Origin of the sequence: Streptomyces sp. MUM 203J (assembly GCF_022414595.1) — a bacterium.
GTDB lineage: Bacteria > Actinomycetota > Actinomycetes > Streptomycetales > Streptomycetaceae > Streptomyces.
This window is the reverse complement of sequence record NZ_JADWYO010000020.1, coordinates 58,657-80,769: the sequence shown is the minus strand read 5'-3', so window position 1 is coordinate 80,769 and position 22,113 is coordinate 58,657. Positions and strand designations below refer to the sequence as shown.

24 protein-coding genes are annotated in these 22,113 nt (G+C 71.1%); 12 read left to right on the top strand and 12 right to left on the bottom strand.

From position 1 onward, the window contains the following. Nucleotides 1-106: 106 nt before the first annotated feature. The 5 genes from I3F58_RS13385 to I3F58_RS13370 all read right to left on the bottom strand — a co-directional run bounded on the left by I3F58_RS13385 (nucleotide 107) and on the right by I3F58_RS13370 (nucleotide 4,012). Complete coding sequence (locus tag I3F58_RS13385; protein ID WP_240108582.1) at nucleotides 107-2,479, bottom strand: DUF6571 family protein; 2,373 nt, start codon at nucleotides 2,477-2,479, stop codon at nucleotides 107-109. Between the two features lie 197 nt (nucleotides 2,480-2,676). Then, entirely contained in the window at nucleotides 2,677-3,111 is a 435-nt protein-coding gene (locus I3F58_RS13380) for a hypothetical protein (protein ID WP_240108581.1), read from the bottom strand. A 132-nt stretch (nucleotides 3,112-3,243) separates the two neighbouring features. Beyond that, nucleotides 3,244-3,426 (bottom strand): hypothetical protein, encoded by a 183-nt coding sequence (locus tag I3F58_RS13375; RefSeq protein WP_240108580.1) that lies wholly within the window; start codon nucleotides 3,424-3,426, stop codon nucleotides 3,244-3,246. Beyond that, a complete protein-coding gene (locus I3F58_RS29380; protein ID WP_275678477.1) occupies nucleotides 3,423-3,557 on the bottom strand; it encodes a hypothetical protein in 135 nt (44 codons plus the stop codon). Before I3F58_RS29380 ends, I3F58_RS13375 begins: the two co-directional genes overlap by 4 nt. An 89-nt stretch (nucleotides 3,558-3,646) precedes the next feature. Further along, complete coding sequence (locus tag I3F58_RS13370) at nucleotides 3,647-4,012, bottom strand: hypothetical protein (RefSeq protein ID WP_240108579.1); 366 nt, start codon at nucleotides 4,010-4,012, stop codon at nucleotides 3,647-3,649. A 187-nt stretch (nucleotides 4,013-4,199) separates the two neighbouring features. On the opposite strand from I3F58_RS13370, the gene I3F58_RS13365 reads away from it, so the two are divergent. The 8 genes from I3F58_RS13365 to I3F58_RS13330 all read left to right on the top strand — a co-directional run bounded on the left by I3F58_RS13365 (nucleotide 4,200) and on the right by I3F58_RS13330 (nucleotide 11,364). Beyond that, nucleotides 4,200-4,478 (top strand): winged helix-turn-helix domain-containing protein, encoded by a 279-nt coding sequence (locus tag I3F58_RS13365; RefSeq protein ID WP_240108578.1) that lies wholly within the window; start codon nucleotides 4,200-4,202, stop codon nucleotides 4,476-4,478. A gap of 86 nt (nucleotides 4,479-4,564) precedes the next feature. Further along, nucleotides 4,565-5,038 carry a VOC family protein gene (locus tag I3F58_RS13360; RefSeq protein ID WP_240108577.1) on the top strand — a complete coding sequence of 158 codons (474 nt, stop codon included), beginning with the start codon at nucleotides 4,565-4,567 and terminating at the stop codon, nucleotides 5,036-5,038. Nucleotides 5,039-5,240: 202 nt separating this feature from the next. Further along, entirely contained in the window at nucleotides 5,241-6,818 is a 1,578-nt protein-coding gene (locus I3F58_RS13355) for an MFS transporter (RefSeq protein ID WP_240108576.1), read from the top strand. Nucleotides 6,819-6,916: 98 nt separating this feature from the next. After that, complete coding sequence (locus I3F58_RS13350) at nucleotides 6,917-7,114, top strand: Arc family DNA-binding protein (protein WP_240108575.1); 198 nt, start codon at nucleotides 6,917-6,919, stop codon at nucleotides 7,112-7,114. Further along, a complete protein-coding gene (locus tag I3F58_RS13345) occupies nucleotides 7,114-7,485 on the top strand; it encodes a type II toxin-antitoxin system death-on-curing family toxin (RefSeq protein ID WP_240108574.1) in 372 nt (123 codons plus the stop codon). Before I3F58_RS13350 ends, I3F58_RS13345 begins: the two co-directional genes overlap by 1 nt. A gap of 276 nt (nucleotides 7,486-7,761) precedes the next feature. Further along, nucleotides 7,762-9,549, top strand: coding sequence for a DEAD/DEAH box helicase (locus I3F58_RS13340; protein WP_240108573.1), 1,788 nt, complete (start codon nucleotides 7,762-7,764; stop codon nucleotides 9,547-9,549). Nucleotides 9,550-9,877: 328 nt separating this feature from the next. Continuing rightward, nucleotides 9,878-10,519: an IclR family transcriptional regulator gene (locus I3F58_RS13335; RefSeq protein ID WP_240108572.1), complete on the top strand. Its 642-nt coding sequence runs from the start codon at nucleotides 9,878-9,880 to the stop codon at nucleotides 10,517-10,519. Between the two features lie 47 nt (nucleotides 10,520-10,566). Continuing rightward, entirely contained in the window at nucleotides 10,567-11,364 is a 798-nt protein-coding gene (locus I3F58_RS13330; RefSeq protein ID WP_240108571.1) for a S16 family serine protease, read from the top strand. A gap of 75 nt (nucleotides 11,365-11,439) precedes the next feature. On the opposite strand, the gene I3F58_RS13325 is transcribed toward I3F58_RS13330, so the two are convergent. The 4 genes from I3F58_RS13325 to I3F58_RS13310 form a co-directional block, all read right to left on the bottom strand. Continuing rightward, on the bottom strand, nucleotides 11,440-12,819 hold the full coding sequence (locus I3F58_RS13325; protein ID WP_240108570.1) for an MFS transporter: 1,380 nt from the start codon (nucleotides 12,817-12,819) through the stop codon (nucleotides 11,440-11,442). Then, complete coding sequence (locus I3F58_RS13320; protein WP_240108569.1) at nucleotides 12,816-13,016, bottom strand: hypothetical protein; 201 nt, start codon at nucleotides 13,014-13,016, stop codon at nucleotides 12,816-12,818. Before I3F58_RS13320 ends, I3F58_RS13325 begins: the two co-directional genes overlap by 4 nt. A 4-nt stretch (nucleotides 13,017-13,020) precedes the next feature. Beyond that, the gene (locus I3F58_RS13315; protein ID WP_240108568.1) at nucleotides 13,021-13,644 is read right to left on the bottom strand and encodes a winged helix-turn-helix domain-containing protein; all 624 of its coding nucleotides are present in this window, start codon (nucleotides 13,642-13,644) and stop codon (nucleotides 13,021-13,023) included. A 76-nt stretch (nucleotides 13,645-13,720) separates the two neighbouring features. After that, the gene (locus I3F58_RS13310) at nucleotides 13,721-14,194 is read right to left on the bottom strand and encodes an Lrp/AsnC family transcriptional regulator (RefSeq protein WP_240108567.1); all 474 of its coding nucleotides are present in this window, start codon (nucleotides 14,192-14,194) and stop codon (nucleotides 13,721-13,723) included. A gap of 121 nt (nucleotides 14,195-14,315) precedes the next feature. Here I3F58_RS13310 and hppD point away from each other — a divergent pair, with 121 nt between their 5' ends. Next, complete coding sequence (hppD, locus tag I3F58_RS13305; protein WP_240108566.1) at nucleotides 14,316-15,461, top strand: 4-hydroxyphenylpyruvate dioxygenase; 1,146 nt, start codon at nucleotides 14,316-14,318, stop codon at nucleotides 15,459-15,461. Between the two features lie 267 nt (nucleotides 15,462-15,728). Here hppD and I3F58_RS13300 read toward each other — a convergent pair whose 3' ends face one another. Then, nucleotides 15,729-17,165 (bottom strand): tetratricopeptide repeat protein, encoded by a 1,437-nt coding sequence (locus I3F58_RS13300; protein WP_240108565.1) that lies wholly within the window; start codon nucleotides 17,163-17,165, stop codon nucleotides 15,729-15,731. A gap of 109 nt (nucleotides 17,166-17,274) precedes the next feature. On the opposite strand from I3F58_RS13300, the gene I3F58_RS13295 reads away from it, so the two are divergent. Then, nucleotides 17,275-18,657: an FAD-binding oxidoreductase gene (locus I3F58_RS13295; protein WP_240108564.1), complete on the top strand. Its 1,383-nt coding sequence runs from the start codon at nucleotides 17,275-17,277 to the stop codon at nucleotides 18,655-18,657. A 29-nt stretch (nucleotides 18,658-18,686) separates the two neighbouring features. On the opposite strand, the gene I3F58_RS13290 is transcribed toward I3F58_RS13295, so the two are convergent. Then, on the bottom strand, nucleotides 18,687-19,109 hold the full coding sequence (locus I3F58_RS13290) for an SsgA family sporulation/cell division regulator (protein WP_240108605.1): 423 nt from the start codon (nucleotides 19,107-19,109) through the stop codon (nucleotides 18,687-18,689). 254 nt (nucleotides 19,110-19,363) lie between these two features. On the opposite strand from I3F58_RS13290, the gene I3F58_RS13285 reads away from it, so the two are divergent. Together I3F58_RS13285 and I3F58_RS13280 are read left to right on the top strand one after the other, a co-directional pair. Continuing rightward, entirely contained in the window at nucleotides 19,364-20,761 is a 1,398-nt protein-coding gene (locus I3F58_RS13285; RefSeq protein ID WP_240108563.1) for an RDD family protein, read from the top strand. Nucleotides 20,762-20,963: 202 nt separating this feature from the next. Further along, entirely contained in the window at nucleotides 20,964-21,623 is a 660-nt protein-coding gene (locus tag I3F58_RS13280; protein ID WP_240108562.1) for an RDD family protein, read from the top strand. Here I3F58_RS13280 and I3F58_RS13275 read toward each other — a convergent pair. Continuing rightward, entirely contained in the window at nucleotides 21,609-21,887 is a 279-nt protein-coding gene (locus I3F58_RS13275; protein WP_240108561.1) for a hypothetical protein, read from the bottom strand. The two genes, I3F58_RS13280 and I3F58_RS13275, sit on opposite strands and share 15 nt — an antisense overlap. Between the last annotated feature and the right edge of the window lie 226 nt (nucleotides 21,888-22,113).

The window sequence follows — 22,113 nt, the reverse complement described above, 5'->3', positions numbered from 1 at the left end:
TCTCGGGACTGTTCTGCTGGGTGAAGACGGCGAGGTGCTCAAAATGGATCGAATCCCTTGTTTTTCTTTGAGGCAGCCGCTAAGTGGGGTGGCGTAGCCGCGTCCGCTAATTAGATGTATCCGTCAGGAATTTGTTGGCCCTATCGCTGCCCTCGTGATGGCTACTCAGGATTGCTCGAACAATCTTTCCTTGTAGATCTTTCCCGCTCTCTGTGGTGGTGTCGATGTCCGGTCTGCCGTCAGCCCAACCGCCAATCGTCAGGGCCATTTGGGTCTCGGCGTCGAAGTATGTTTTCGCGATTGCGGCGTTCGCTTCGGCATCTGCGTCTGACTTCAGTTTGTTGCCCAAGTCCCAGGCCCAAGTGTCCACTCCTCGCTGCGCCAGCTCTCCTACCACAAAAGTACTGCCGCCCGCGGTGGTAATAGAGATGGGGGCCACTGCTCCGCCAGCCACGTGATAGGCCATCTTCGTTTGCCAGTCCGCCTTGGTGTATTTGTCCATGCGCTCGTCGTTGATGATGTCCTCTCTGATCGCACTGTAGACCCCAAGAGCGTTTCCTGCCTTGCTCAGTGGGGTGGAGTCCTCCACATTTGGAGCCCCCTGAGGGATTCTTTCTAGCTCAAGCTCGATGTAGCGTGATTCTGCTTTGTGAAGAGAAGCGTATGCTTTTGGGTCCTCGGCTAGGCCGCGCATGACTTGGACCAAGTCCTTGCTCGGAGCGGCAAGATGGCCATTTCCGCCTTCTGTGAAATGCCCCGCGTCCAGTCCAGAGGCCACGTAATCAACATTCGTTCCGCTCAATATCTGATGCGTGTCGGCGGTGAACGAGGCGAGAGCTCGGGCGACAGGCTGACGTATGTTCGCGTGCACCTTCGCCTCGGTCCCCTCATCGGAGGACGGTGCCAGCTCTCCGATCAGGTGGCGCATGAGGCGTGCTTGAGCCTCAGTGTGTGGGGTCTCCGGCCAGGGGTCCTTGTCGGCCTTCAGCGGTGGATACCCGGTCGTGCCAGCTTCAAGTGCAGCAGCGAGTCCCTTGCGGGAGTCTGCATCTTCCGCGCTCCTCGTGACCTGGTGATTGCCATGCCATTCGGAGGTATTGACGACGTCCCAGTCGCGCTCGTCCTCGCGAAGGAGATACTTCAGGCGATCGTTGCCGCCGTCGGCAGCAGGATCGAGGTAGCCCGTGGCCGCTTCCGGGTTCTCGCTCATGATCTTCAGGGTGCCGTCGACGGGATCGTTGGCGAACCAGCCGCCATGTTCCCCTTCGAACTTGCCATGCAGGTCCCAGATGTTCTTGTGCTCCCTCTCGGCCTCGATCATCTGGTCGGCGAGGTCACCGAGGAACTGCGGGGAATAGCCCTCACCCTGCTGCATGAGTGTGACCAGGCCCTGATATCCGCGGATCTTCTGATCCTGGCCGAGGGCTGTGTCCAGCTTGTTGGTGGCGACGTCCAGCCCGTACTGAGCGGCGCCTGCTTTCTTCAGGTCAGTGAGGAATCCGTTGTAGAAATCGGCCTTGTCGGAGTTGGACCATGTCTTGAACGCCTTGGCGTACTCCCTGGTGCCGTAGGTTATCTTCTCCCCGTTGGCTCCCTTGAATTCGGGCACCTTGGTTGCTGCTGCCAGCACGTTGGAGAGCGCGTGGTTCGTGTCTCGGTACAGAGCCTGGCGGTTGTTCTCGCTTGAGTGAGTGAGGTCGTTGAGCTGATTGGCGACCCTGATCGTTCCCTCGGCCCCGAGGTTGTTGAGGAGTGTATGGTTGAACTGCTGGTTTCCAACGTTCTCCTGCATTGAACGCTTGAACTGTGCGTACTCTGCGTCCGAGACCTTCTCGCCGTTGGCGATCCTGGTTCCGATTTCCGCGCTGTTGCGGGCTTCGTATATTTCGATGTCACCCTGTGCATCAGCGTTGAAGCCGTTGGTGGTCTGGTCATTGCCGCCCACCTTGCCGTCCACCACAACGGCCTCTAGGGACATCTTCGCGTCGGCGTCCGTGTCCTCGAAGGCTTTGACGTACTTCTTGATCTGCGCGGCCCAACTGTCCGCGGCCTTGTTGAATTGGGTGAGGTACTTCTGACCGTCGGGGTCGTGGATGTACGCGCTGCGCTCCGAAGCCGAGAGGTTCGGGCGGACATTGCCCTCGGCGTCGACGGTCATCTTGTCCTTGACGGCATCCGCGACGAGGGACTTCAGGAGCTTCTTCAGTTCGGTGAACTGATGGTGCGCGTCCCGGATCAGGTCTGCCGTAGCCTTCGCCTGCTTCTCGGCTGCCGCGTACTCGTACTGCGTGCCCTGGAAGTACTGCTGCGCTTGGAGGTGACTGATGCCGTTCCAGAGCGTGCCCTTGAGGCCCCGGGTGGTGGCGGCGTGGATGGAACCGGCCTTCTTGAACTCGGCAGCCATGTCGTCCCATGCCTTCGCCGCAGCCGTGAGCTTGCCGAAGTCCGTCTCCATGATCTTCTTGTAGGTGAGACCCATGTGCTCTGCCCTTCTCTGGCCTTACAGGTCGTTGGTCGAGGAGCGCTTGATTCTGTTGGATGCCTCGACATCGACGCCGCGGTGCCAGCGCCGTGCGGCATTGATGCCTCCCGATTCCGTGCCGAGGTGTCCCAGCAAGGTCTTGCTCTGCTCTTCCCAGGTCTTCCGGACCTTCCTCAGCCGTCTGCGGCCGTGTCTCAGCCGGCGAAGGTGCTCGCGGCCCTCTCCGTTTCCTCGTTCGTGCGCATGGATGCGGTCATCGTCTTGTCGGTGACCTCGTGATGCATGCGGTAGGCGCCGCCGATCGTCTCCTTCCCCATCCCCCGCAGGGCCCCGTAGTAGCAGGACTGGGACCCAACGGTGTTCTGGATGCTCTGGTCGGGGAAGGTGGCGGTGAACCCCAGCACCTCGTAGGCCTCTTGAGAGAGTCGGAAGGCGCGGTTCGCCATCTCCTCCCCTGTGGCGCGGGGGAGGTTCGCGGACTCCCATGTTTGCCAGGAGGGAACGAGGAACACGGTGAACGCGACGGCGAGCGGGGCGGCGCAACCCCATTCGAGGGTTCCGGAGACGCGAGAAGTGGATCCCAGCTTGGTCGGGTTGCTGTGGTTTGTCGATGCGGGTTCCTCGGACATGTGGGGACAGTATGCCGGTGGAGGTGAGTGGTGGATGAGGCTGACTACCTGGTGAGGATGAGTGTGGATACTCAAACGCCTGTGGGCGGGGCCTTCCTCGGGTTGTGGTGAGGAAGGCCCCGCCTGGGGACGCTACTTGTGGCACTCGCAGGTGCACCTGATGGCGAAGAGGGGGTCTTCACCTGGGCGGGGGGTGTCGGAGGCGTAGACGGCCTGCGGGTGGCAGTAGTGGTGGAAGCCGATCTCGCATTCGCCGGAGCGGCCGGACTTCTCCACGTCTTCCAGGAACTGGCGTACCGATCGGTCCGGGGTCACCGGGGGCTGTCCTCCGCGCCCGGCCAGTCGGGCCGGTGCTCGGGACGGGTGAAGTAGTGCCGGGCGCACTTCGGGCAGCAGTAGACGGTGAAGCCGGGGCCGCTCGCGGAGTGGATCTCGGAGACGACCATGGGGGTTTCCGTGGTCCTGTCGCATCGGACGCACATGCGGATCGGCCTGCGCGCCGACCGGGGTGCTGTGCTCCGGGGCTGCTGCCTGCTCACCGGGGCACCCCCGCTCCGTGCAGGACACGGGTGTCGAGGTCGATACCGAAGTCCGCGGCCAGGACGAGTGCGAGTCGTCGTCTTGCCTGCGCCTCCCGCTGTTCGTACGCGACGGCGGGGGCGCAGCCGTCGAGGTTCTCCAGGAGCCCGTACGGGGGCCTGGGCCGTGCCGTCCATCCCCAGGCCGGACCGAACAGTTCGCCCAGCCCCTGCCGGGCGGGCGTGCCGGGCGGGTGGGGGATTCCCCTGTGCCTGGTGGAGGCGCGGGTGGTGAGGTGCTTGCCGGCTCGGCGTCGCCCGGTGCCAGGCGTGAACACGCCCAGCAGCAGCCGTAGGAGGGCATGGATAATGCCCATTGTCATCAACCTCCGTCGGGTTGGTGGCCATGCCCCGGGAGTCCTGGCCGACTCGCCGGGGTCTTGTCTTGCTCACCGACTGTACGCCATATATGACTCGGACGGTAGTGCTGTGACTCGGTATGACGGGTCAGGTAGAGGTCTGACTCTGTCGAACAAGGCTGGGTGCCGCCGGGTCTTCTAGCGTGCGACTATGGCCAAAGATCAGGGATGGCGCCCGGACCCCGCTTCGCGGATCTACGTCTACGTACAGATCGCGGACCACATCGCGGACTTGATCCGGGCCGGAGACCTGCCCGTGGGCGCCCGTCTGTCGTCAGAGCCTGACCTCGCCGCCCAGTACGGCGTCGGTATCAACACCCTGCGGCGCGCGATCCGGGAGCTGCGGGAGCGGGGTGTAGTGGACACCGTGCCTGCCAAGGGCACCTTCGTGATCGCCGTTCCCGAGCTGCCGGACGAGCCCGTCGGCTGAGCGGCCTGTCCGCTCGCCGTGCGATGAGTTTCGGGGGCTTCCTCGGTCTGCCCGTGTGAGGGCACACAGAAGGAAGGAGTCCCGTCATGCAGCGGAAGATCACGCCGTGTCTGTGGTTCGACAGTGAGGCGGAGGAGGCCGCTCGGTACTACGTCTCGATCTTCAAGGAGGGGCGGATCCTGAAGGTCTCCCGCTTCCCCGAGGGGACGCCCCGTCCCGCGGGCATGGTGATGACCGTCGAGTTCGAGCTGGACGGGCAGCGGCTCATCGCGCTGAACGGGGGGCCCGAGTTCACGTTCAACGAGGCGGTCTCACTGTCCGTGGAGTGCGAGGACCAGGAGGAGGTCGACCACTACTGGGCCCGGCTCGGCGAGGGCGGCGAGGAGGGGCCCTGCGGGTGGCTGAAGGACAGGTACGGGCTGTCCTGGCAGGTCACCCCTCGCGTCCTGGACGAGATGATGACCGACCCCGATCCGGACAGGGCCCGGCGCGCCACCGAGGCGATGATGGGCATGAAGAAGATCGACGTTCAGGCCCTGAAGGACGCCTACGAGGGGTGAGTGTCCGGGGTCGGCCGTTCCCCCGCCCCGGCCGCATGGTCCGGCCGGGGCTCCCGGGCCGGAGCCGTGGCCGCCATGGGCGGGAAACCGCAGACGGAACGGGAACAGGCGGTGCGGTCGCCGGGGCGTACGGCCAAGGGCTGAGCAGGGTTCCGACTTTTATCAGGGGCTAACGCGCTCTACGCCTCTTACTCTGGTGGACATGAGCGACCAGGAACCTCCCGACCCCGCCGCCGCCCTTCCCGACAAGGAGGGCGGCGGTGGTGTGCTCGACCGGGCGCACCGGGCGCTCAGTGTCGGCATCGTGTCCGTCGTGCTGCTGATCGCCTTCGAGGCGACGGCCGTGGGGACGGCCATGCCGGTCGCGGCACGGGAGCTGGACGGGGTTCCGCTGTACGCGTTCGCGTTCTCGGCGTACTTCACGACCAGCCTGTTCGGCATGGTGCTGGCCGGGCAGTGGGCCGACCGGAAGGGGCCGCTCGGGGCGCTGGCCGCCGGGATCGGGGCCTTCGGGGCGGGGCTCGTGGTGTCCGGGACCGCTCAGGCGATGTGGGTGTTCATCGCCGGGCGGGCCGTGCAGGGGCTGGGCGGCGGGCTGGTGATCGTCGCCCTGTACGTGGTCGTCAGCCGGGCGTACGAGGAGAGGCTGCGGCCCGCGATCATGGCGGCGTTCGCGGCGAGCTGGGTCATTCCGTCGGTCGTGGGGCCGTTGGCGGCGGGCACGGTCACCGAGCGGCTCGGGTGGCGGTGGGTGTTCCTCGGGATACCCGCCCTGGTCGTGCTGCCGCTGTGCCTCGCCCTGCCCGCCATCCGGCGGCGGGCCTCCGGGCCCGCCGACCCCGGCGCTTCCGTCGCTTCGTTCGACCGGCGGCGGCTGCGGCTGGCGCTGGGGATCTCGGTGGGGGCCGGGCTGTTGCAGTACGCGGGGCAGGAGCTGCGGTGGCTGTCCGTGCTTCCGGCCGCGGCCGGTGCGGCGCTGCTGGTGCCGGCGGCGCTGGGGCTGCTGCCGCGCGGGACGTTCCGGGCGGCGCGCGGGCTCCCGTCGGTGGTGCTGCTGCGCGGGGTGGCGGCTGGGGCGTTCATCGCGGCCGAGTCGTTCGTGCCGCTGATGCTGGTCACCGAGCGGGGCCTGAGCCCGACGCTGGCCGGGCTGTCCCTGGCGGTGGGCGGGGCGACCTGGGCGTCGGGGTCCTTCATCCAGTCGCGGCCCTGGACGGAGCCGTACCGGGAGCGGCTGATGGTGCTGGGGATGCTGCTGGTCGCGGCGGCGATCGCGGCGGCGCCGAGCGTGCTGGTGCAGGCGGTGCCGGTGTGGGTGGTCGCGGTGGCCTGGGGCTTCGGGTGCCTCGGAATGGGCATGGTGATCTCGTCCACGAGCGTGCTGCTGCTGAAGCTGTCGGCGCCGGAGGAGGCGGGGGCGAACTCGGCGGCGCTGCAGATCTCGGACGGGCTGTCGAACGTGCTGCTGCTGGCGGCGGGCGGCGCGGCGTTCGCCGCGCTGGGCGGCGGGTCCCTGGGCGCCGCCCATGGGGCGGTCGCGGGCGCCGACGGGTCGCATCCGGGGGCCTTCGCGGCGGTGTTCCTGCCGATGGCGTGCGTGGCGCTGGTGGGGGCGTGGGTGGCGACGCGGGTACACCCGAGGGTCGGCGGGGCCTCGGGGCCGGGGGGTGAGGGCTCCGGCGGCCCGGCCCCTGAGGCTCGCGCCTCCGGCGGCCCGGCCCCTGAGGCTCGCGCCTCCGGCGGCCCCGTCCCTGCGACGGCTGACGTGACCGGCGCGTGAACAGTGCGATGGTCGCCGGTCCGACGGCGGAGCAGGCGGGCTTCGGCGGTGACCGAGACCAGGTGACACTATGCGGTACCAGGCGGTACCGTCGTGATATGGCAGGTCTGAACGTGCGCTTCACCGAGGAAGAGCTGGCCGCGCTGCGCGAGCGCGCCGAGGCCGAGGGCCGCAGCATGCAGTCGTTCGCGCACGACGCCGTCATCCGGGCCGTGAACGAGCACTCGCGGCTGTTCAACGAGGCCGCCGAGCATGTGCTGAAGGTCAGTGAGGAGCTGAACCGGAGGCTCGCCTGATGCGCTACCTCACCCTTGCCGAGCTGCTCGATCTCGCCGAGCGGCTCGGTACCCCGGGCGTGCGTGACTACGGGCTGCTCGACTCGGCGCTCTCCCGGCCCGGGTCCAGCGTCTTCGGACAGGACGCCTATCCGGACGTCTGGCAGAAGGCTGCCGCGCTCATGGAGTCGATCGCCCGCAACCACGGGCTCGTCGACGGCAACAAGCGCCTCGCCTGGTATGCGACCTGGGTCTTCCTGCACATGAACGGCCACCCGCTCGACGCCGGGTTCGACGTGGACGAGGCCGAGCAGTTCGTGCTGGACGTCTGTCAGGGGGCGCTCGACGTACCGAAGATCGCGGCGCAGCTCCCGCGTTTCTCCGCGCGCTGACCAGCACGTCTGCCGGTCATGAGGCCCGGCTCCGCACAGCGGGGCCGGGCCTCCTCGTACCCTGGCGGGCCCCGTCGGCCCCGCCGCCGAGGTGTGACCCGCCCGCCGTGTGACCCCCGTCCCACTCCCCGAGGTCGCGGGCTCGTTGCGTCCGGAACGGGGTGGGGCCACCGGTAGGGTGGCCCGGTTGTCGTACGGGTGCGGGCGGCCGGCAGGTGCGCGCCGCGCCCGTCGTCATCCCCCCGCCGAGCCGTTCGAGAGCCCGAATCGGAGACCGTGACTACTACCGCCTCCCATCACCTCTCACCCGCCTTCCCGGGCCGCGCCCCCTGGGGCACCGCCAACAAGCTGCGCGCCTGGCAGCAGGGCGCCATGGAGAAGTACCTCCAGGACCAGCCCCGCGACTTCCTGGCCGTCGCCACCCCCGGCGCCGGAAAGACCACCTTCGCGCTCACGCTCGCCTCCTGGCTGCTGCACCACCACGTCGTCCAGCAGGTCACCGTCGTCGCCCCGACCGAGCACCTGAAGAAGCAGTGGGCGGCGGCAGCCGCGCGCATAGGGATCAAGCTGGACCCGGAGTACAGCGCCGGGCCGCTCAGCAAGGAGTACCACGGCGTCGCCGTGACGTACGCGGGCGTCGGCGTGCGGCCCATGCTGCACCGCAACCGCTCCGAGCAGCGCAAGACGCTCGTCATCCTCGACGAGATCCACCACGCCGGAGACTCCAAGTCCTGGGGCGAGGCCTGCCTGGAGGCATTCGAGCCCGCCACCCGGCGCCTCTGTCTCACCGGTACGCCGTTCCGGTCCGACACGAACCCCATTCCCTTTGTCACGTACGAGGAAGGAAACGACGGTATTCGGCGGTCTGCCGCCGATTACACCTACGGGTACGGAAACGCTCTTGCGGACAATGTCGTCCGGCCCGTCATCTTCCTGAGCTACAGCGGCAACATGCGGTGGCGCACCAAAGCCGGTGACGAGATCGCCGCGCGGCTGGGCGAGCCCATGACCAAGGACGCCGTCTCCCAGGCCTGGCGCACCGCACTCGACCCGCGCGGCGAGTGGATGCCGAACGTGCTGCGCGCCGCCGACCAGCGGCTCACCGAGGTCCGCAAGGCCATCCCGGACGCCGGTGCCCTCGTCATCGCCTCCGACCAGGACTCCGCCCGCGCATACGCCAAGCTCATCCGGGAGATCACCGGGCAGGGCGCCACCGTCGTCCTCTCCGACGACACCGGCGCCTCCCGGCGGATCGAGGAGTTCAGCGAGGGCGACGACCGGTGGATGGTCGCCGTGCGGATGGTGTCCGAGGGGGTGGACGTGCCCCGGCTCGCGGTGGGGGTCTACGCCACGACCATCTCGACGCCGCTCTTCTTCGCGCAGGCCGTCGGGCGTTTCGTCCGGTCCCGGCGGCGCGGCGAGACCGCCTCCGTCTTCCTGCCCACCATCCCCATGCTCCTCGGCTTCGCCAACGAGATGGAGGTCGAGCGCGACCACGTCCTCGACCGGCCGAAGAAGGACGGGGAGGACGAAGACCCGTACGCCGAGTCCGAGAAGGAGATGGACGAGGCGAACAAGCAGGAGGACGAGGACACCGGCGAGCAGGACATGCTGCCCTTCGAGGCGCTGGAGTCCGACGCCGTCTTCGACCGGGTCATGTACAACGGTGCCGAGTTCGGCATGCAGGCCCACCCCGGGAGCCAGGAGGAGCAGGACTACCTCGGCATCCCGGGGCTGCTGGAGCCGGACCAGGTGCAGCTCCTCCTCCAGAAGCGTCAGGCCCGGCAGATCGCGCACAGCCGTCAGAAGCCGGCCGAGGAGGCCGACCTGGTCGAACTGCCCGCCGAGCGGCGGCCGGTCGTCTCCCACAAGGAGCTGATGGAGCTGCGCAAGCAGCTCAACACCATGGTCGGCGCGTACGTCCACCAGAGCGGCAAGCCGCACGGGGTGATCCACACCGAGCTGCGGCGGGTGTGCGGCGGGCCGCCGAGCGCGGAGGCCACGGCCGGGCAGATCCGCGAGCGGATCAAGAAGGTCCAGGAATGGGCCACGCGGATGCGGTGACATTCCGTCCGGCCGCGGTCTGCCGTGCGGTCGTATGTTCGGTGCCCCGATGCCTTTTCGTGTGAGGCTTCGGGGCACCCCGCTTTCCAGCCGCCGCAAATCCGGAGCAATTCCTCATCCGCGCCCGGATTCTGGACGAGGTCTTCCGCTGAGCGGAGTGGGTCGCTACTGTCCCGGGCACATGCGAACGTTCCGTGGCAGCGTCGCCTCGGAGCGCAGCCGGTGTGCCAAGGCCTGCCGGCGGCCTCTCGGTGCGGCGCCTGGCGGGACAGGTGTCGCCGGAGCCCTGAGAGTGTCCGCCGTCACTCACTCCGAAGGAGGGGGCGTCGTGACCGCGGAGACCTCCCAGACGCTCGACCGAGGACTGCGCGTCCTGAAGCTGCTCGCCGACACCGACCACGGGCTGACCGTCACCGAGCTGTCCCAGCGGCTCGGCGTCAACCGGACCGTCGTCTACCGACTGCTGGCCACGCTGGAGCAGCACGCCCTCGTGCGGCGGGACCTCGGCGGCCGGGCCCGCGTGGGGCTCGGAGTGCTGCGGCTGGGCCGCCAGGTGCACCCGCTGGTCCGCGAGGCCGCGATGCCGGCCCTGAGATCCCTGGCTGAGGACATCGGGGCGACCGCCCACCTGACCCTGGTGGACGGCGCGGAGGCCCTCGCCGTCGCGGTGGTCGAGCCCACGTGGACGGACTACCACGTGGCGTACCGTGCCGGATTCCGCCACCCGCTCGACCGGGGCGCCGCGGGGAGGGCCATCCTGGGCGCCCGGCAGGGGAGCCTCCAGGACCCCGGCTTCACCCTGACGCACGGCGAACTGGAGGCCGGCGCGAGCGGTGCGGCGGCACCGCTGCTGGGGGTGACCGGCATAGAGGGCAGCGTGGGCGTGGTCATGCTGAGCGACGCCGTGCCGGAGCGGGTGGGGCCGCGGGTGATGGACGCGGCACGGGAGGTGGCGGACGCGTTGCGGTGAGGGGCGGCCGGACGGGCCGGACCGGGCGTACGGGCTAGATTGGCACCGTGTTCTCTCGTCTCGCCCGTCTCTCCCGTCCCCGCGCGCTCGCCGTCTGCTCCGTGCCGATCGCCGCGCTGTTCGGTGTCGCCGTGTTCGCGCCGCTGCCGTTCACCCTGGCGCAGCCCGGCAGCACCGCCGACGTGCTGGGCGAGGACCGGGGGCGGCAGGTCATCACCATCTCCGGCGCACCGGTCCGCCCCACCACCGGTGAGCTGCGGATGACGACCATCTTCGCCACCGCCCCGGACGCCGACGTCAACCTCCCCGACGTGGTGGAGGGCTGGTTCCGCACCGACCGTGCCGTCCTGCCGCACGACTCCGTCTACCCGGCCGGGAAGTCCGACGCGGAGATCGAGAAGCGCAACCTCGGCCAGATGAAGGAGTCCCAGGACAACGCCGTGGTCGCCGCCCTGAACTTCCTCGGCCGGGGCGACGAGGACATCGACGTGCGGCTCCACCTCGCGGATGTCGGCGGGCCCAGCGCCGGGCTGCTGTTCTCCCTCGGTGTCGTCGACAAACTGGCGGGAGACGGAGAGGGGGGCGATCTGACCGGCGGCCGGGTCGTCGCCGGTACCGGGACCATCGCTCCCGACGGGACGGTCGGGGCGGTCGGCGGGGTGTCGCTCAAGACGCAGGCCGCGGCGCGGGACGGGGCGACGGTGTTCCTCGTACCGAAGGCGGAGTGCGACGACGCGGAGGCGGAACTGCCGGAAGGACTGCAGGTGATCCCGGTCGTGAACCTGGAGGACGCGGTGGCGTCTCTGCGGGCGCTGGGGGAGGACGGGGAGGTGCCGTCCTGCTAGGGCGGGGGCCTTCACCCCGACCGGTTCCTGCCGGGCCCCTTCCCGGCCCCTTCGCCCCCGGCCCGTTCCCCGCTCCTACCCGGCCCGTTCCCGGCTGTCCCCGGTCTGCGGCTGCGCCGCGTGGGGGGACTCCGTCCCCGGCCCCCCGTGCTCGCGCCCGCGAAGTGGCCTCGGCCCGAAGGGCTGGGGACAGCGCGTCCGCGAACGCCGGACGGGCCGACGGTGTCCCGCGGGCTCGTCGAGCCCCCGCCACGTCGGGAACAGCGGGCTCAGCGTCGCGAGGAAGTACAGCGCCCCCGTAGCCAGCAACGTCGGTACGAGGCCGAGGTGTTCGGTCAGGAATCCCGCGGTCACCCCTCCCAGGGGTGCCGTCAGGAGCACCCCCGCCGTGGTCACTCCGGACACGCGGCTGCGCAGCCGGTCCGGTACCCGCTCGAAGAACACCGTCGTGAGGATCGGGTTCAGCGTCCCCGAGCAGAAGCCGCCCACCGCCACCGTCACCAGCAGCGGCCAGACCGACTCCGTCGCCGCCGGGACCAGGTACAGGGGAGCCCCCGCCAGCAGGAACGACCAGGTGTACACCGGGCGCCGCCGGAAGCGGTGCCCCACCGCCCCGTAGCCGAGCGCCCCCAGCAGTGCGCAGCCGCCGAACACGGACATGACCAGCCCGACGGCCGCCGCCCCGTCCAGGTGCTCGCGCGCGTGGACCGGGAGCATCACCGAACTCCAGGCGACATTCAGGCCGTTCGTGAACATCACCATCAGCACGATCGCCAGCAGCAGCCGGTCCCGCGCCACGAAGCCGTAGCCCTCCCGCAGTTCCGCCCGGTAGCGCGCCGCCGACACGGGAGGCCCGTCCCGCAGCGGCTCGGCCGCCGGGAGTCCCCGCAGTCCGCCCGCCACCAGCGCCGCCGACACGGCGAACGTCGCCGCGTCCAGCAGCAGCACCGTCTCCGCGCCCACCAGGGCGATGAGCAGCCCCGCCAGGGCCGCCCCCGCCATCCGCGCGCCGCGCGCCACCGACTCGTAGAGGCCCGTCGCCCGTTCGAGCCGGGTGCCCGCCCGCTCCGCCAGGTGCGGTACCAGCACGCCCCGGGCCGTCTCACCGGGCGCGTGGAAGAGCCCGGTGACGGCCATCAGTGCGCACAGCGCCCAGAAGGGCAGCCGCCCCGCCTGGTGCAGCAGGGGGATCGCGGCGACGGCGAGCGCGCAGACCAGGTCGGACAGCACGGAGATCCGGCGCCGCCCCACCCGGTCGATGACGGGCCCGCCGGCCAGCGCCGACACGACCACCGGCGCGGTCGTGCACAGCGCCACCAGGCCCGCCCGGCCCGCGCTGCCCGTGGTCTCCAGCACGAACCACGGCACACCGATGAGCGTGAGCGAGTTCCCGGTGATGGACACGGTGTTGGCGGCCAGGACGGCCGCGAGCGGGCGGCGGTCGCGGCCCGTCATGCGGCACCTGCCGGGGACCCGTCGGCGGTGTGGGCGAGGCGGGTGCCCCAGGCGACCAGCAGTGCGCCGAGCCGTGCGCGGAGCGGTACGCGCGCGTGGCGGCGGGGCGGGCGGTACGACTCCGCCGCGGTGCGTCGCAGGCCCGCGGCCACGCGCTGCTCGTGCAGCGTTAAGTGGAGGTACGCGTCGTGGGGCACGGGCTCAGTCCTCTCGGTCGGTTCGCTGCGGAAACGTGTGCAGATGGACCCGTACGCGCTCCGCCTGCTCTGCCCCGTGTGCCGCCACACGGGAGTGGAAGCTCTCCACGACGGCGTGCAGCGCCCGGTTCAGTTCACCGAGCTGCGCCGGGGTCAGCCGCAGGGTGAAGTCGCTCGTGTCGGCGTTCTTCGCCCACGCCGTGGACCAGCCGGCCCGGTCGCCCAGCCAGGTGACGAGTTCCTGGTGGTGCATGCCGGCGACCTCCTGGAGGAACACGTCCATGGCGCCCCGGGTCTCGGGGCTCTGGTCCTCGTGCAGGGCGCCGTCCACGGCGACGCCTTGGTGGACGGCCCGCCACCAGCGCTCCCGGCCGCCCTTGCCCCGGCGCTCCGGGTCGTCCTCCACGAACCCGTAGGCGGCGAGCTGCCGCAGGTGGTAGCTGGTCGATCCGCTCGACTCGCCGAACCGGTCGGCCAGTTGGGAAGCCGTCGCGGGCCCGTTGTGCCTCAGCGTGCGGAGCAGCCGCATCCGCAGCGGGTGCGCGAGGCCGCGGAGCGAACGCGGATCCAGCTGGTACGGGGTGTCCGGGGTCGGGCGGGGCGTGGGGTCGGGCGTGTTCTCTGCCATACCTGCGAGCGTAAGCATGCAAAGGGTCCCTTGCAAAGGTATTTTTGCAAGGGACCCTTTGGGCACGGCTCCGTGGTCAGCCGCCCTCCCCCGCCGCCTGCTCCACCAGCGGGATGATCCGCAGCCGCACCGGGTTCTCCATCACGATCGCCGTCGACGCCCGGACGATCCCGTCGATCGAGACCACCCGGTCGATCACCCGCTGGAGGTCCGCGTTCGACCGCGCCACCAGGCGGCACAGCATGTCCCCGTGGCCCGTCGTGGTGTGCAGCTCCAGCACCTCCGGCACGCCCGCCAGGTGCTCCCGTACGTCCGCGCCCTGGCCCTGCCGGATCTCCAGCGTCGCGAACGCCGTCACCGGATAGCCCAGCGCCGCCGGGTCCACGTCCGGGCCGAACCCCCGGATCACCCCGGCCGACTGGAGCCGGTCAAGCCGGGCCTGCACCGTGCCGCGCGCCACCCCCAGCCGCCGTGACGCCTCCAGTACGCCGATCCTCGGCTCGCGGGCCAGCAGGGCGATGAGCCGGCCGTCCAGATGATCGATCGCCACAGCGGCCTCCCGATAGTCATCCTGTACAGATCGTCCGCTCATGGTGCAGGTTGGCTGTGCAGATTGCCCAGAGGAAACGCAAACTATTGCGCAACCTGCGGAACGGCGGGACGCTGCCGCCATGACTGAGACCATGAATCACACCCCCGACACCGCACGGCAGGCCGACCCCTTCCCGGTGAAGGGAATGGACGCGGTGGTCTTCGCCGTCGGCAACGCCAAGCAGGCCGCCCACTACTACTCCACGGCCTTCGGGATGAAGCTCGTGGCGTACTCCGGCCCGGAGAACGGCAGCCGCGAGACCGCCAGCTACGTGCTGACCAACGGCTCCGCCCGGTTCGTGTTCACCTCCGTCATCAAGGCCTCCAGCGACTGGGGCCGGTTCCTCGAGGCCCACGTCGCGGAGCACGGCGACGGTGTCGTCGACCTCGCCATCGAGGTGCCGGACGCCCGTGCCGCGTACGCGTACGCCGTCGCCCAGGGCGCGACCGGCGTCACGGAGCCGTACGAGGTGAAGGACGAGCACGGCACCGTCGTCCTCGCCGCGATCGCGACGTACGGCAAGACCCGTCACACCCTCGTCGAGCGCAAGGCGTACGAGGGCCCGTACCTGCCGGGCTACGCCGCCGCCACTCCGATCGTGGAGCCGCCGGCCAAGCGCACCTTCCAGGCCGTCGACCACTGCGTCGGCAACGTCGAACTCGGCAAGATGAACGAGTGGGTGGCCTTCTACAACAAGGTCATGGGCTTCACCAACATGAAGGAGTTCGTGGGCGACGACATCGCCACCGAGTACTCCGCCCTCATGTCGAAGGTCGTCGCGGACGGCACGCTCAAGGTCAAGTTCCCGATCAACGAGCCCGCGATCGCGAAGAAGAAGTCGCAGATCGACGAGTACCTGGAGTTCTACGGGGGCGCGGGCGTCCAGCACGTCGCGCTCGCCACGAACGACATCGTCGCGACGGTCCGCTACATGCGCGAGCACGGTGTCCAGTTCCTCGACACCCCGGACACGTACTACGACACGCTCGGAGAGTGGGTGGGTGACACCCGCGTGCCGATCGAGACGCTGCGCGAGCTGAAGATCCTGGCCGACCGCGACGAGGACGGCTACCTGCTGCAGATCTTCACCAAGCCGGTGCAGGACCGGCCGACCGTCTTCTTCGAGATCATCGAGCGGCACGGTTCGATGGGCTTCGGCAAGGGCAACTTCAAGGCGCTCTTCGAGGCGATCGAGCGCGAGCAGGAACGCCGCGGCAACCTGTAGCCCGCGCCTCTGACAACTTGCGGCCCCGTGGACCCTGACCCACGGGGCCGCGGGTGTGTCAGGGCGCCTTCTCCTTCCCCACCCCGCCGCATCCCGTGACCGGGGCTCCGCCCCAGGCCCCGTACCGCGCCTCCGGTGCCCGTCCTCCTTCAGCGCCGGAAGGGCTTGTGCAGCGCCTCCGGCGTTCGAGGAGCAGGGGATCCGGGGGCGGCGCCCCTCCTGCTCCGGGAAGGGGCGGGGCAGGGGAGAGCACTGCCCGGGCGCGCCTCACCGCTTCGGCGGCGCACCCCCCTGTTCACCCTCGAGGGCGGCCAGCGCGTCCCGTGCCGCCTTTGCCCTCAGCGGCGAGAAGTGCGGGTTCGTCCGCAGGGCGTCCTCCAGGTGGCGCCGTGCCTCGCCCGGCATGGACAGCCTGCGCTCGATCTCGCCCCGGTGGTACAGGAACAGCGCGCTCCGCCGCCCCTGCCCGGTCGCCTTCTTCGCGTACGGCAGGGCCTCCTCCGCCTTCCCCGACCGCGCCAGCGCCCACCCCAGCGCGTCGGCCACATCCGCCGACCGGTGCCCCCGCTTCCACTCCCCGCGCAGCCAGGCCACCGCCTTGTCCGGGTCCCCGTGGTCCGCCTCGTAACGCGCCACCGCCAGCGTCGGGTTCGCGCCGTGCGTGAGGGCCTCGCCCGCCCGGTCCAGCACCGTCCCGTACCGCTCCCGCGCCGCCTGCGTGCGGCCCATCGCCTCGTCCAGCTCGCCCGCCTCCAGCGCGTACGCCGGGTCCGGCCGCACCGCCAGCGCCGACGCCCAGTCCCGCACCGCCTCCGCCGTACGCCCCAGCGCCGCCACCGCCCGGGCCCGGCCCGCGAGCGACGGGGCGTGACGGGGCGTCATCCGCAGCGCCGCCGTGTACTGGGCCAGCGCCTCGGACGGCTCGCCCCGCTCCCAGGCCAGGTCCCCCAGCCGGGACAGGCACGCCGTGCGTTCGGCCCGCGTCGCCGCCTTCGCCACCGCGTCGTACGCCACGGCCGACGCGTCCTCCCGCCATCCCTTGTCCCGGTACACCTGCGCCGTCCGGGTCAGCGCCGCCGCCCCGGTGTGCAGTTCCCGCAACCGCTCCAGGCTCTTCCCGGCCGCCTTCTGGTCGCCCAGCCCCCGGTACGCGTCCACCAGCAGCGCCTGCGCCCGCCAGTGTTCCGGCCGCAGCCTGCCGGCTGCCCCGGCCCAGCGCCGCGCCGCCCGGAAGTCGCCGCGCGCCCGTGCCAGCGCGCTCATGCCGAGCGCCGCGTCCACATTGCCCTTCGCCACCGGACGCGCCTCAAGGGAGCGCCGCAGGGCCTTCTCCGCCTCCGGGTACGCCGCCGGGTCTCCCTCCCGCGTCCCGCGCTCCGTGTACGCCGCGCCGAGCGCCGCCCAGGACGCGTGGTCGTCCGGGTGCTCCCGCAGCCACGCCTCCCGGTCCCCGATCAGCGCGGCCAGCTCGGCCGGGGCCGCGAGCGCGCCCGCCTCGGCCGCCGCCACCGCCCGCGCCGCCGGGCCCGACGCCCCCGGGTACCCGTCCCCGGCCCGGCCGAACAGCCCGCCCTCCAGGGCGAACAGCGCCACCGCGCCGGCCAGCACCGCACCCGTGCCCGCGAGCAGCACCCCCCGGGACACCCGTCCGGCCCTCATGCCCTTCTCGCCCTTCTCAGCCTTCTCGCTCTTCACGCGTCGCATGCCGCTCACTGTGCGCGCGCTCCAGTGGGCACCCCGCGAGCCCACGGCCCGTACACGCCGGTTCACACGCCTGGTTCACACCGATGGCCCCGAGTGCCACGCTGGCCCCATGGACGACGACCTCCACCCGCAGCTCATCGACCGTCTGCGCGCCGGGCTCCCGCCCGAGGCCCTGCTGACCGACCCGGACGTCACGACCTCCTACGCCCACGACATGGCGAGCTTCTGCGCCGCGGGCGCCCCCGCCGTCGTCGTCCTGCCCCGGACCGTGGAGCAGGTCCAGCACGTGATGCGCACCGCGACCGCCCTGCGTGTCCCCGTCGTCCCGCAGGGTGCCCGCACCGGCCTGTCGGGCGCGGCCAACGCGACGGACGGCTGCGTCGTCCTCTCCCTCACCAAGATGGACCGCATCCTGGAGGTGAACCCGGTCGACCGCATCGCCGTCGTCGAGCCGGGCGTCGTCAACGCCGCACTCGCCCAGGCGGTCGCCGCCCACGGGCTGCACTATCCGCCCGACCCGTCGAGCTGGGAGATGTGCACCATCGGCGGCAACATCGGCACGGCATCCGGCGGGCTGTGCTGCGTCAAGTACGGCGTCACCGCCGAGTACGTCCTCGGGCTGGATGTCGTCCTGGCCGACGGGCGGCTGCTGTCCACCGGCCGCCGAACGGCGAAGGGCGTCGCGGGCTATGACCTCACCCGCCTGTTCGTCGGCTCCGAGGGAAGCCTCGGCATCGTCGTGCGGGCCGTGCTCGCCCTGAAGCCGAGGCCGCCCGCCCAGCTCGCCCTGGCCGCCGAGTTCGCGTCCACGGCCGAGGCGTGCGCCGCCGTCTGCGCGATCATGGAGCGCGGGCACACGCCGTCGCTCCTCGAACTGATGGACCGCACCACGGTCCAGGCGGTCAACCGCCTCGGCCACATGGGACTGCCCGACAGCACGGCGGCCCTGCTGCTGGCCGCCTTCGACACCCCGGACCCGGCCGCCGACCTCGCGGCCGTCGCGGAGCTGTGCACAGCCGCCGGTGCCGCGCAGGTGGTTCCCGCCGAGGACGCCGCCGAGTCCGAACTGCTTCTCAAGGCACGCCGGATGGCGCTGCCCGCGCTGGAGACGCTGGCCACCGCGACCATGATCGACGATGTGTGCGTGCCGCGCTCCCGGCTGGCCGAGATGCTCGACGGCACCGCCGCCATCGCCGAGCGGCACGGGCTCACGATCGGCGTCTGCGCGCACGCGGGCGACGGCAACACGCACCCCGTGGTCTGTTTCGACCAGCACGACCCGGACGCGTCCCGCCGCGCCCGCGACTCCTTCGACGCCATCATGGCCCTCGGCCTGGAACTGGGCGGCACCATCACCGGTGAGCACGGGGTCGGGCTGCTGAAGAAGGACTGGCTGGCCCGCGAACTCGGCCCCGTGGCCCTCGAACTGCACCAGTCGCTCAAGCGCGCCTTCGACCCGCTCGGCATCCTCAACCCCGGCAAGCTCTTCTGACCCCGGGACCGCCGGGCCCGCGCCGCCCGTCACGCCTCCGCCGACAGCAGGGCCGCCAAGGCGTCGTCCAGACCCAGTCGTTCGGCCTCCGTGCCGGGCGGCACCACCCGCAGGGAGCGCTCCAGCCAGGCCGACACCTGCGCCGACGGGGCCTCCAGCAACGCGTCGCCGTCCGGAGAGGTCAGAGCCATCAGCACCACACTGCGCCCGTCCGTCTTGGACGGCCAGATCCGTACGTCCCCCTGGCCGCACGGCCGGAAGACGCCCTCCACCAGCAGCTCCCGCGCGAACGTCCAGTGCACGGGGTGCTCGGAGCCGACGTGGAAGGCGATGTGGACCGCGTACGGGTCGGCCGTGCGGTACGTCAGCCGGGCCGGAACCTCCACGCTGCGCTCCGGGGACAGGACCAGCCGCAGCTCCAGCTCGCGCTCCACCACCGTCGTCTCGTGCATGTCGTTCATGTCCTTCATGACCCTCTCCCTGCCCTGTCGTCTCGTTCGCATGGCGGCCGGAACCGGCCGCACACAAGGGAGAGGGCCTTCCCCCGCTCTCATTACGCGACTTTCACCGGGAAATTTCTGTTACTTTGCGTGACAGAGACGTGACCGGACGGCGGCCGCTCGCTCAACGGGGGCCCGGGGCGTCCGGCCGTCTGATAGATGTGGTGCCTCAAGTGAGGCCCTCGAGGAGATACGGGACCACGGTGATGAGCGCCCCAACCCCGGCAACCGGCGACGGCAGCCCTGCGGCTGGGTACTACCCAGACCCCTCCATTCCCGGATACATCCGGTACTGGAACGGTGCCGCCTGGGCCCCCGGTACGAGCCGTCCGGCACCCGAGGAGGGCGAGCCCATGCCGACGCCGCCCACCTCGGCCTTCCCGGCCGCCACGGCATCCGCAGCCGCAGCCGCACCCGCGCCTGCGCCGGTGCCCGCGCCCGCCCCGCCGGTCGACGAGACCGGGCCGGTCTTCCTGGACGACGACCCGAGCATCTCCTCCGAGTCCGGACCGGGCGCGGAGGCGGCGTCCGGGGGCGCACCCGAGCCCGCGTCCGCCTGGCAGGCCGACCTCACCCGCCAGCGCGGCTACGACGGTGCCCCCGAGGCCCCGGTCTCCTGGGGCGCGGCCCCCGGCTCCGCGCCGGACCCGAGGATCCCGGGCGCCGCCGATCCGACAGGGGGTGCCCTTCCCGGCGTGCGGCAGACGTCGCCGCGACCGGAACCGGAACCGAGGGCCGGCGAAGCGGCCCCCGCGGCCCGTCCCTCACAGCCGACGTCCCCTCAGCCCGCGCAGGCGGCCCAGAGCCCTCTCTCTCCGCGGACCCCGCAGGCCGCACAGTCCGCGCAGGCGCTGCAGGCGCCGCACGTCCCGGCCCAGCCGCAGCCGGTCGGCCCGCCCCAGCCCGCGGCCCCGCAGCAGGCGTCCGCCGCCGTACCGCCCCAGGCGGGCCACGCTCCCGTCACCTCCGGGCACGGCGGCGGTGCGGCTTCCTGGCCGCAGCAGGTGCAGCAGCTCGCCGCGGGGCACCAGGCGGCCGGGGAGGCGGACCGGCAGCCGGTCGCGCCGTGGAAGCCGCCCGTCAGCGACCCCTTCCTCCAGGCCGCCCAGGAACGGGCCAACGCCCGCCCGGCGGGTCTGGGCCGGCGGCTCGCGGCACGGCTGATCGACGGCGTGGTCTTCGGCGCGCTCGCGGGAGCGGCTGCCACACCGTTCGTCCTCAAGGGCCTCGGCCACATGTACGACAAGCTCGAGGCGGCCAAGCAGTCGGGTGAGACGGTCACCGTCTGGCTCGTCGACGCCACGAACGCGGTCCAGTTCGGCATCGCGCTGGCCCTGATGCTCGTCCTCGGCGTCCTGTACGAGGCGCTGCCGACCGCCAGGTGGGGCCGCACACTCGGCAAGAAGCTGTGCGGGATCCAGGTCCGGGACCTCGAGTCGTACGAGCCGCCGTCCTTCGGCGGCGCGCTGCGGCGCTGGCTGGTGTACGGGGTGCTGGGCCTGCTGGCGGTGGGCGTCCTCAACGTGCTGTGGTGCCTGGTGGACCGCCCCTGGCGCCAGTGCTGGCACGACAAGGCGGCGGGCACGTTCGTGGCGCGTGGCTAGTCGGGCTCCCCTCCCGCCCCCGTTCTTGCCTGTCCGGCGTCCGGGGGCGGGATTCGCTCAGGCGCGACGGTGGCCCGGGACGGCGCCCGGGCCACCGGGAACGGGCGGGACGGGTGAGCGACCCGCCGGAGGTCGACCCTCCGGTCCCCCGAACGGCACATGACCGGATGCGCGCCCCGCCCCCGCGGGATGCACTGCCCCCATGAGCAACGAACCGCCGCCGCCCGGCCAGCCCCCCGAGGACGACCCGCTCCGCAAGCCGCCGCCACAGGAGCCCCCGCCCGGCGGCGGAGGCGGCCCGCACGGCGGCGGCCCCTACGACACGGGCGGCGGGAGCCCGTACGGAGGCGGCCCGCCAGGCTACGGCGCCGCCGACCCCCTTGCCGGCATGCCGCCCCTGGGCGACACCGGCCGCCGCGTGCTGGCCCGTTTCCTCGACTGGCTCATCATCTTCGTGCCGCTCGCCCTCATCGGGATCCCGCTCGACATCTACAACCGGGTCACCGAGGACGACGACCTCTCAGCCGTCTGGACGGCGAACAACGACGGCGGCCAGTGGGCCTTCCAGGCCATCTCGATCGCCGCGTACCTCACGTACGACACGTATATGACGGCGAAGCGGAACGGTCAGACCGTCGGCAAGAAGCTCATGGGCCTGCGGGTCGCGATGCTCAACGACGGCAGCGTCCCGCCGGTGAGCGCCGCGCTGACCCGTGCCCTGGTGCTGTGGCTGCCCGCGCTGATCTGCTGCGCCTGCCTGTGGCCGTTGCTCCTGCTCATCCTGATCATCGTCGACAAACCGTACAAGCAGGGCCTCCACGACAAGGCGGCCAGGACGGTCGTCGTGTCAGCGGCGCAGTGACGAGGCCGGTTCGGGCTCCGGCCGCGGCGCGTCCCGCCCCTCCGGGAGGCCGGTGCCCGCCGCCCCGGCCCGTGTCTCCGCCCGTGCCCGTGCCCGCAGCAGCGCCAGGCCCAGTGTGACGAGAAGGCCGAGCAGCAGTGCGGCGACGCCGACGAGGGCGACCCCTGGGCCGCTCGCCGGGCCCAGTGTCAGCAGAAGGGCGACGGTGGCACCGACGACGGTCCCCGAGCCGTAGACCAGATGTGCGGCGGTCGGACGCAACATGACGGTTTCCGCCCTCCGTTGGTGGGGTGGAGCCTCGCAACGCGGTCGCACTGACTGACGACTCTACGCCGCTCGACGCCCGGGAGGAACCGGCGGTAAGCGTGACCTGACCCACCGTGTCGAGGCGCTGGGGGCGCACAGGGGGCGCCTGCCCGGAGGCCGGCGGGGGATAGAGGGTTTTCCCTTGACTCCCCTGTCCGCTATGCGGGTTGGGGTGTCCACATAG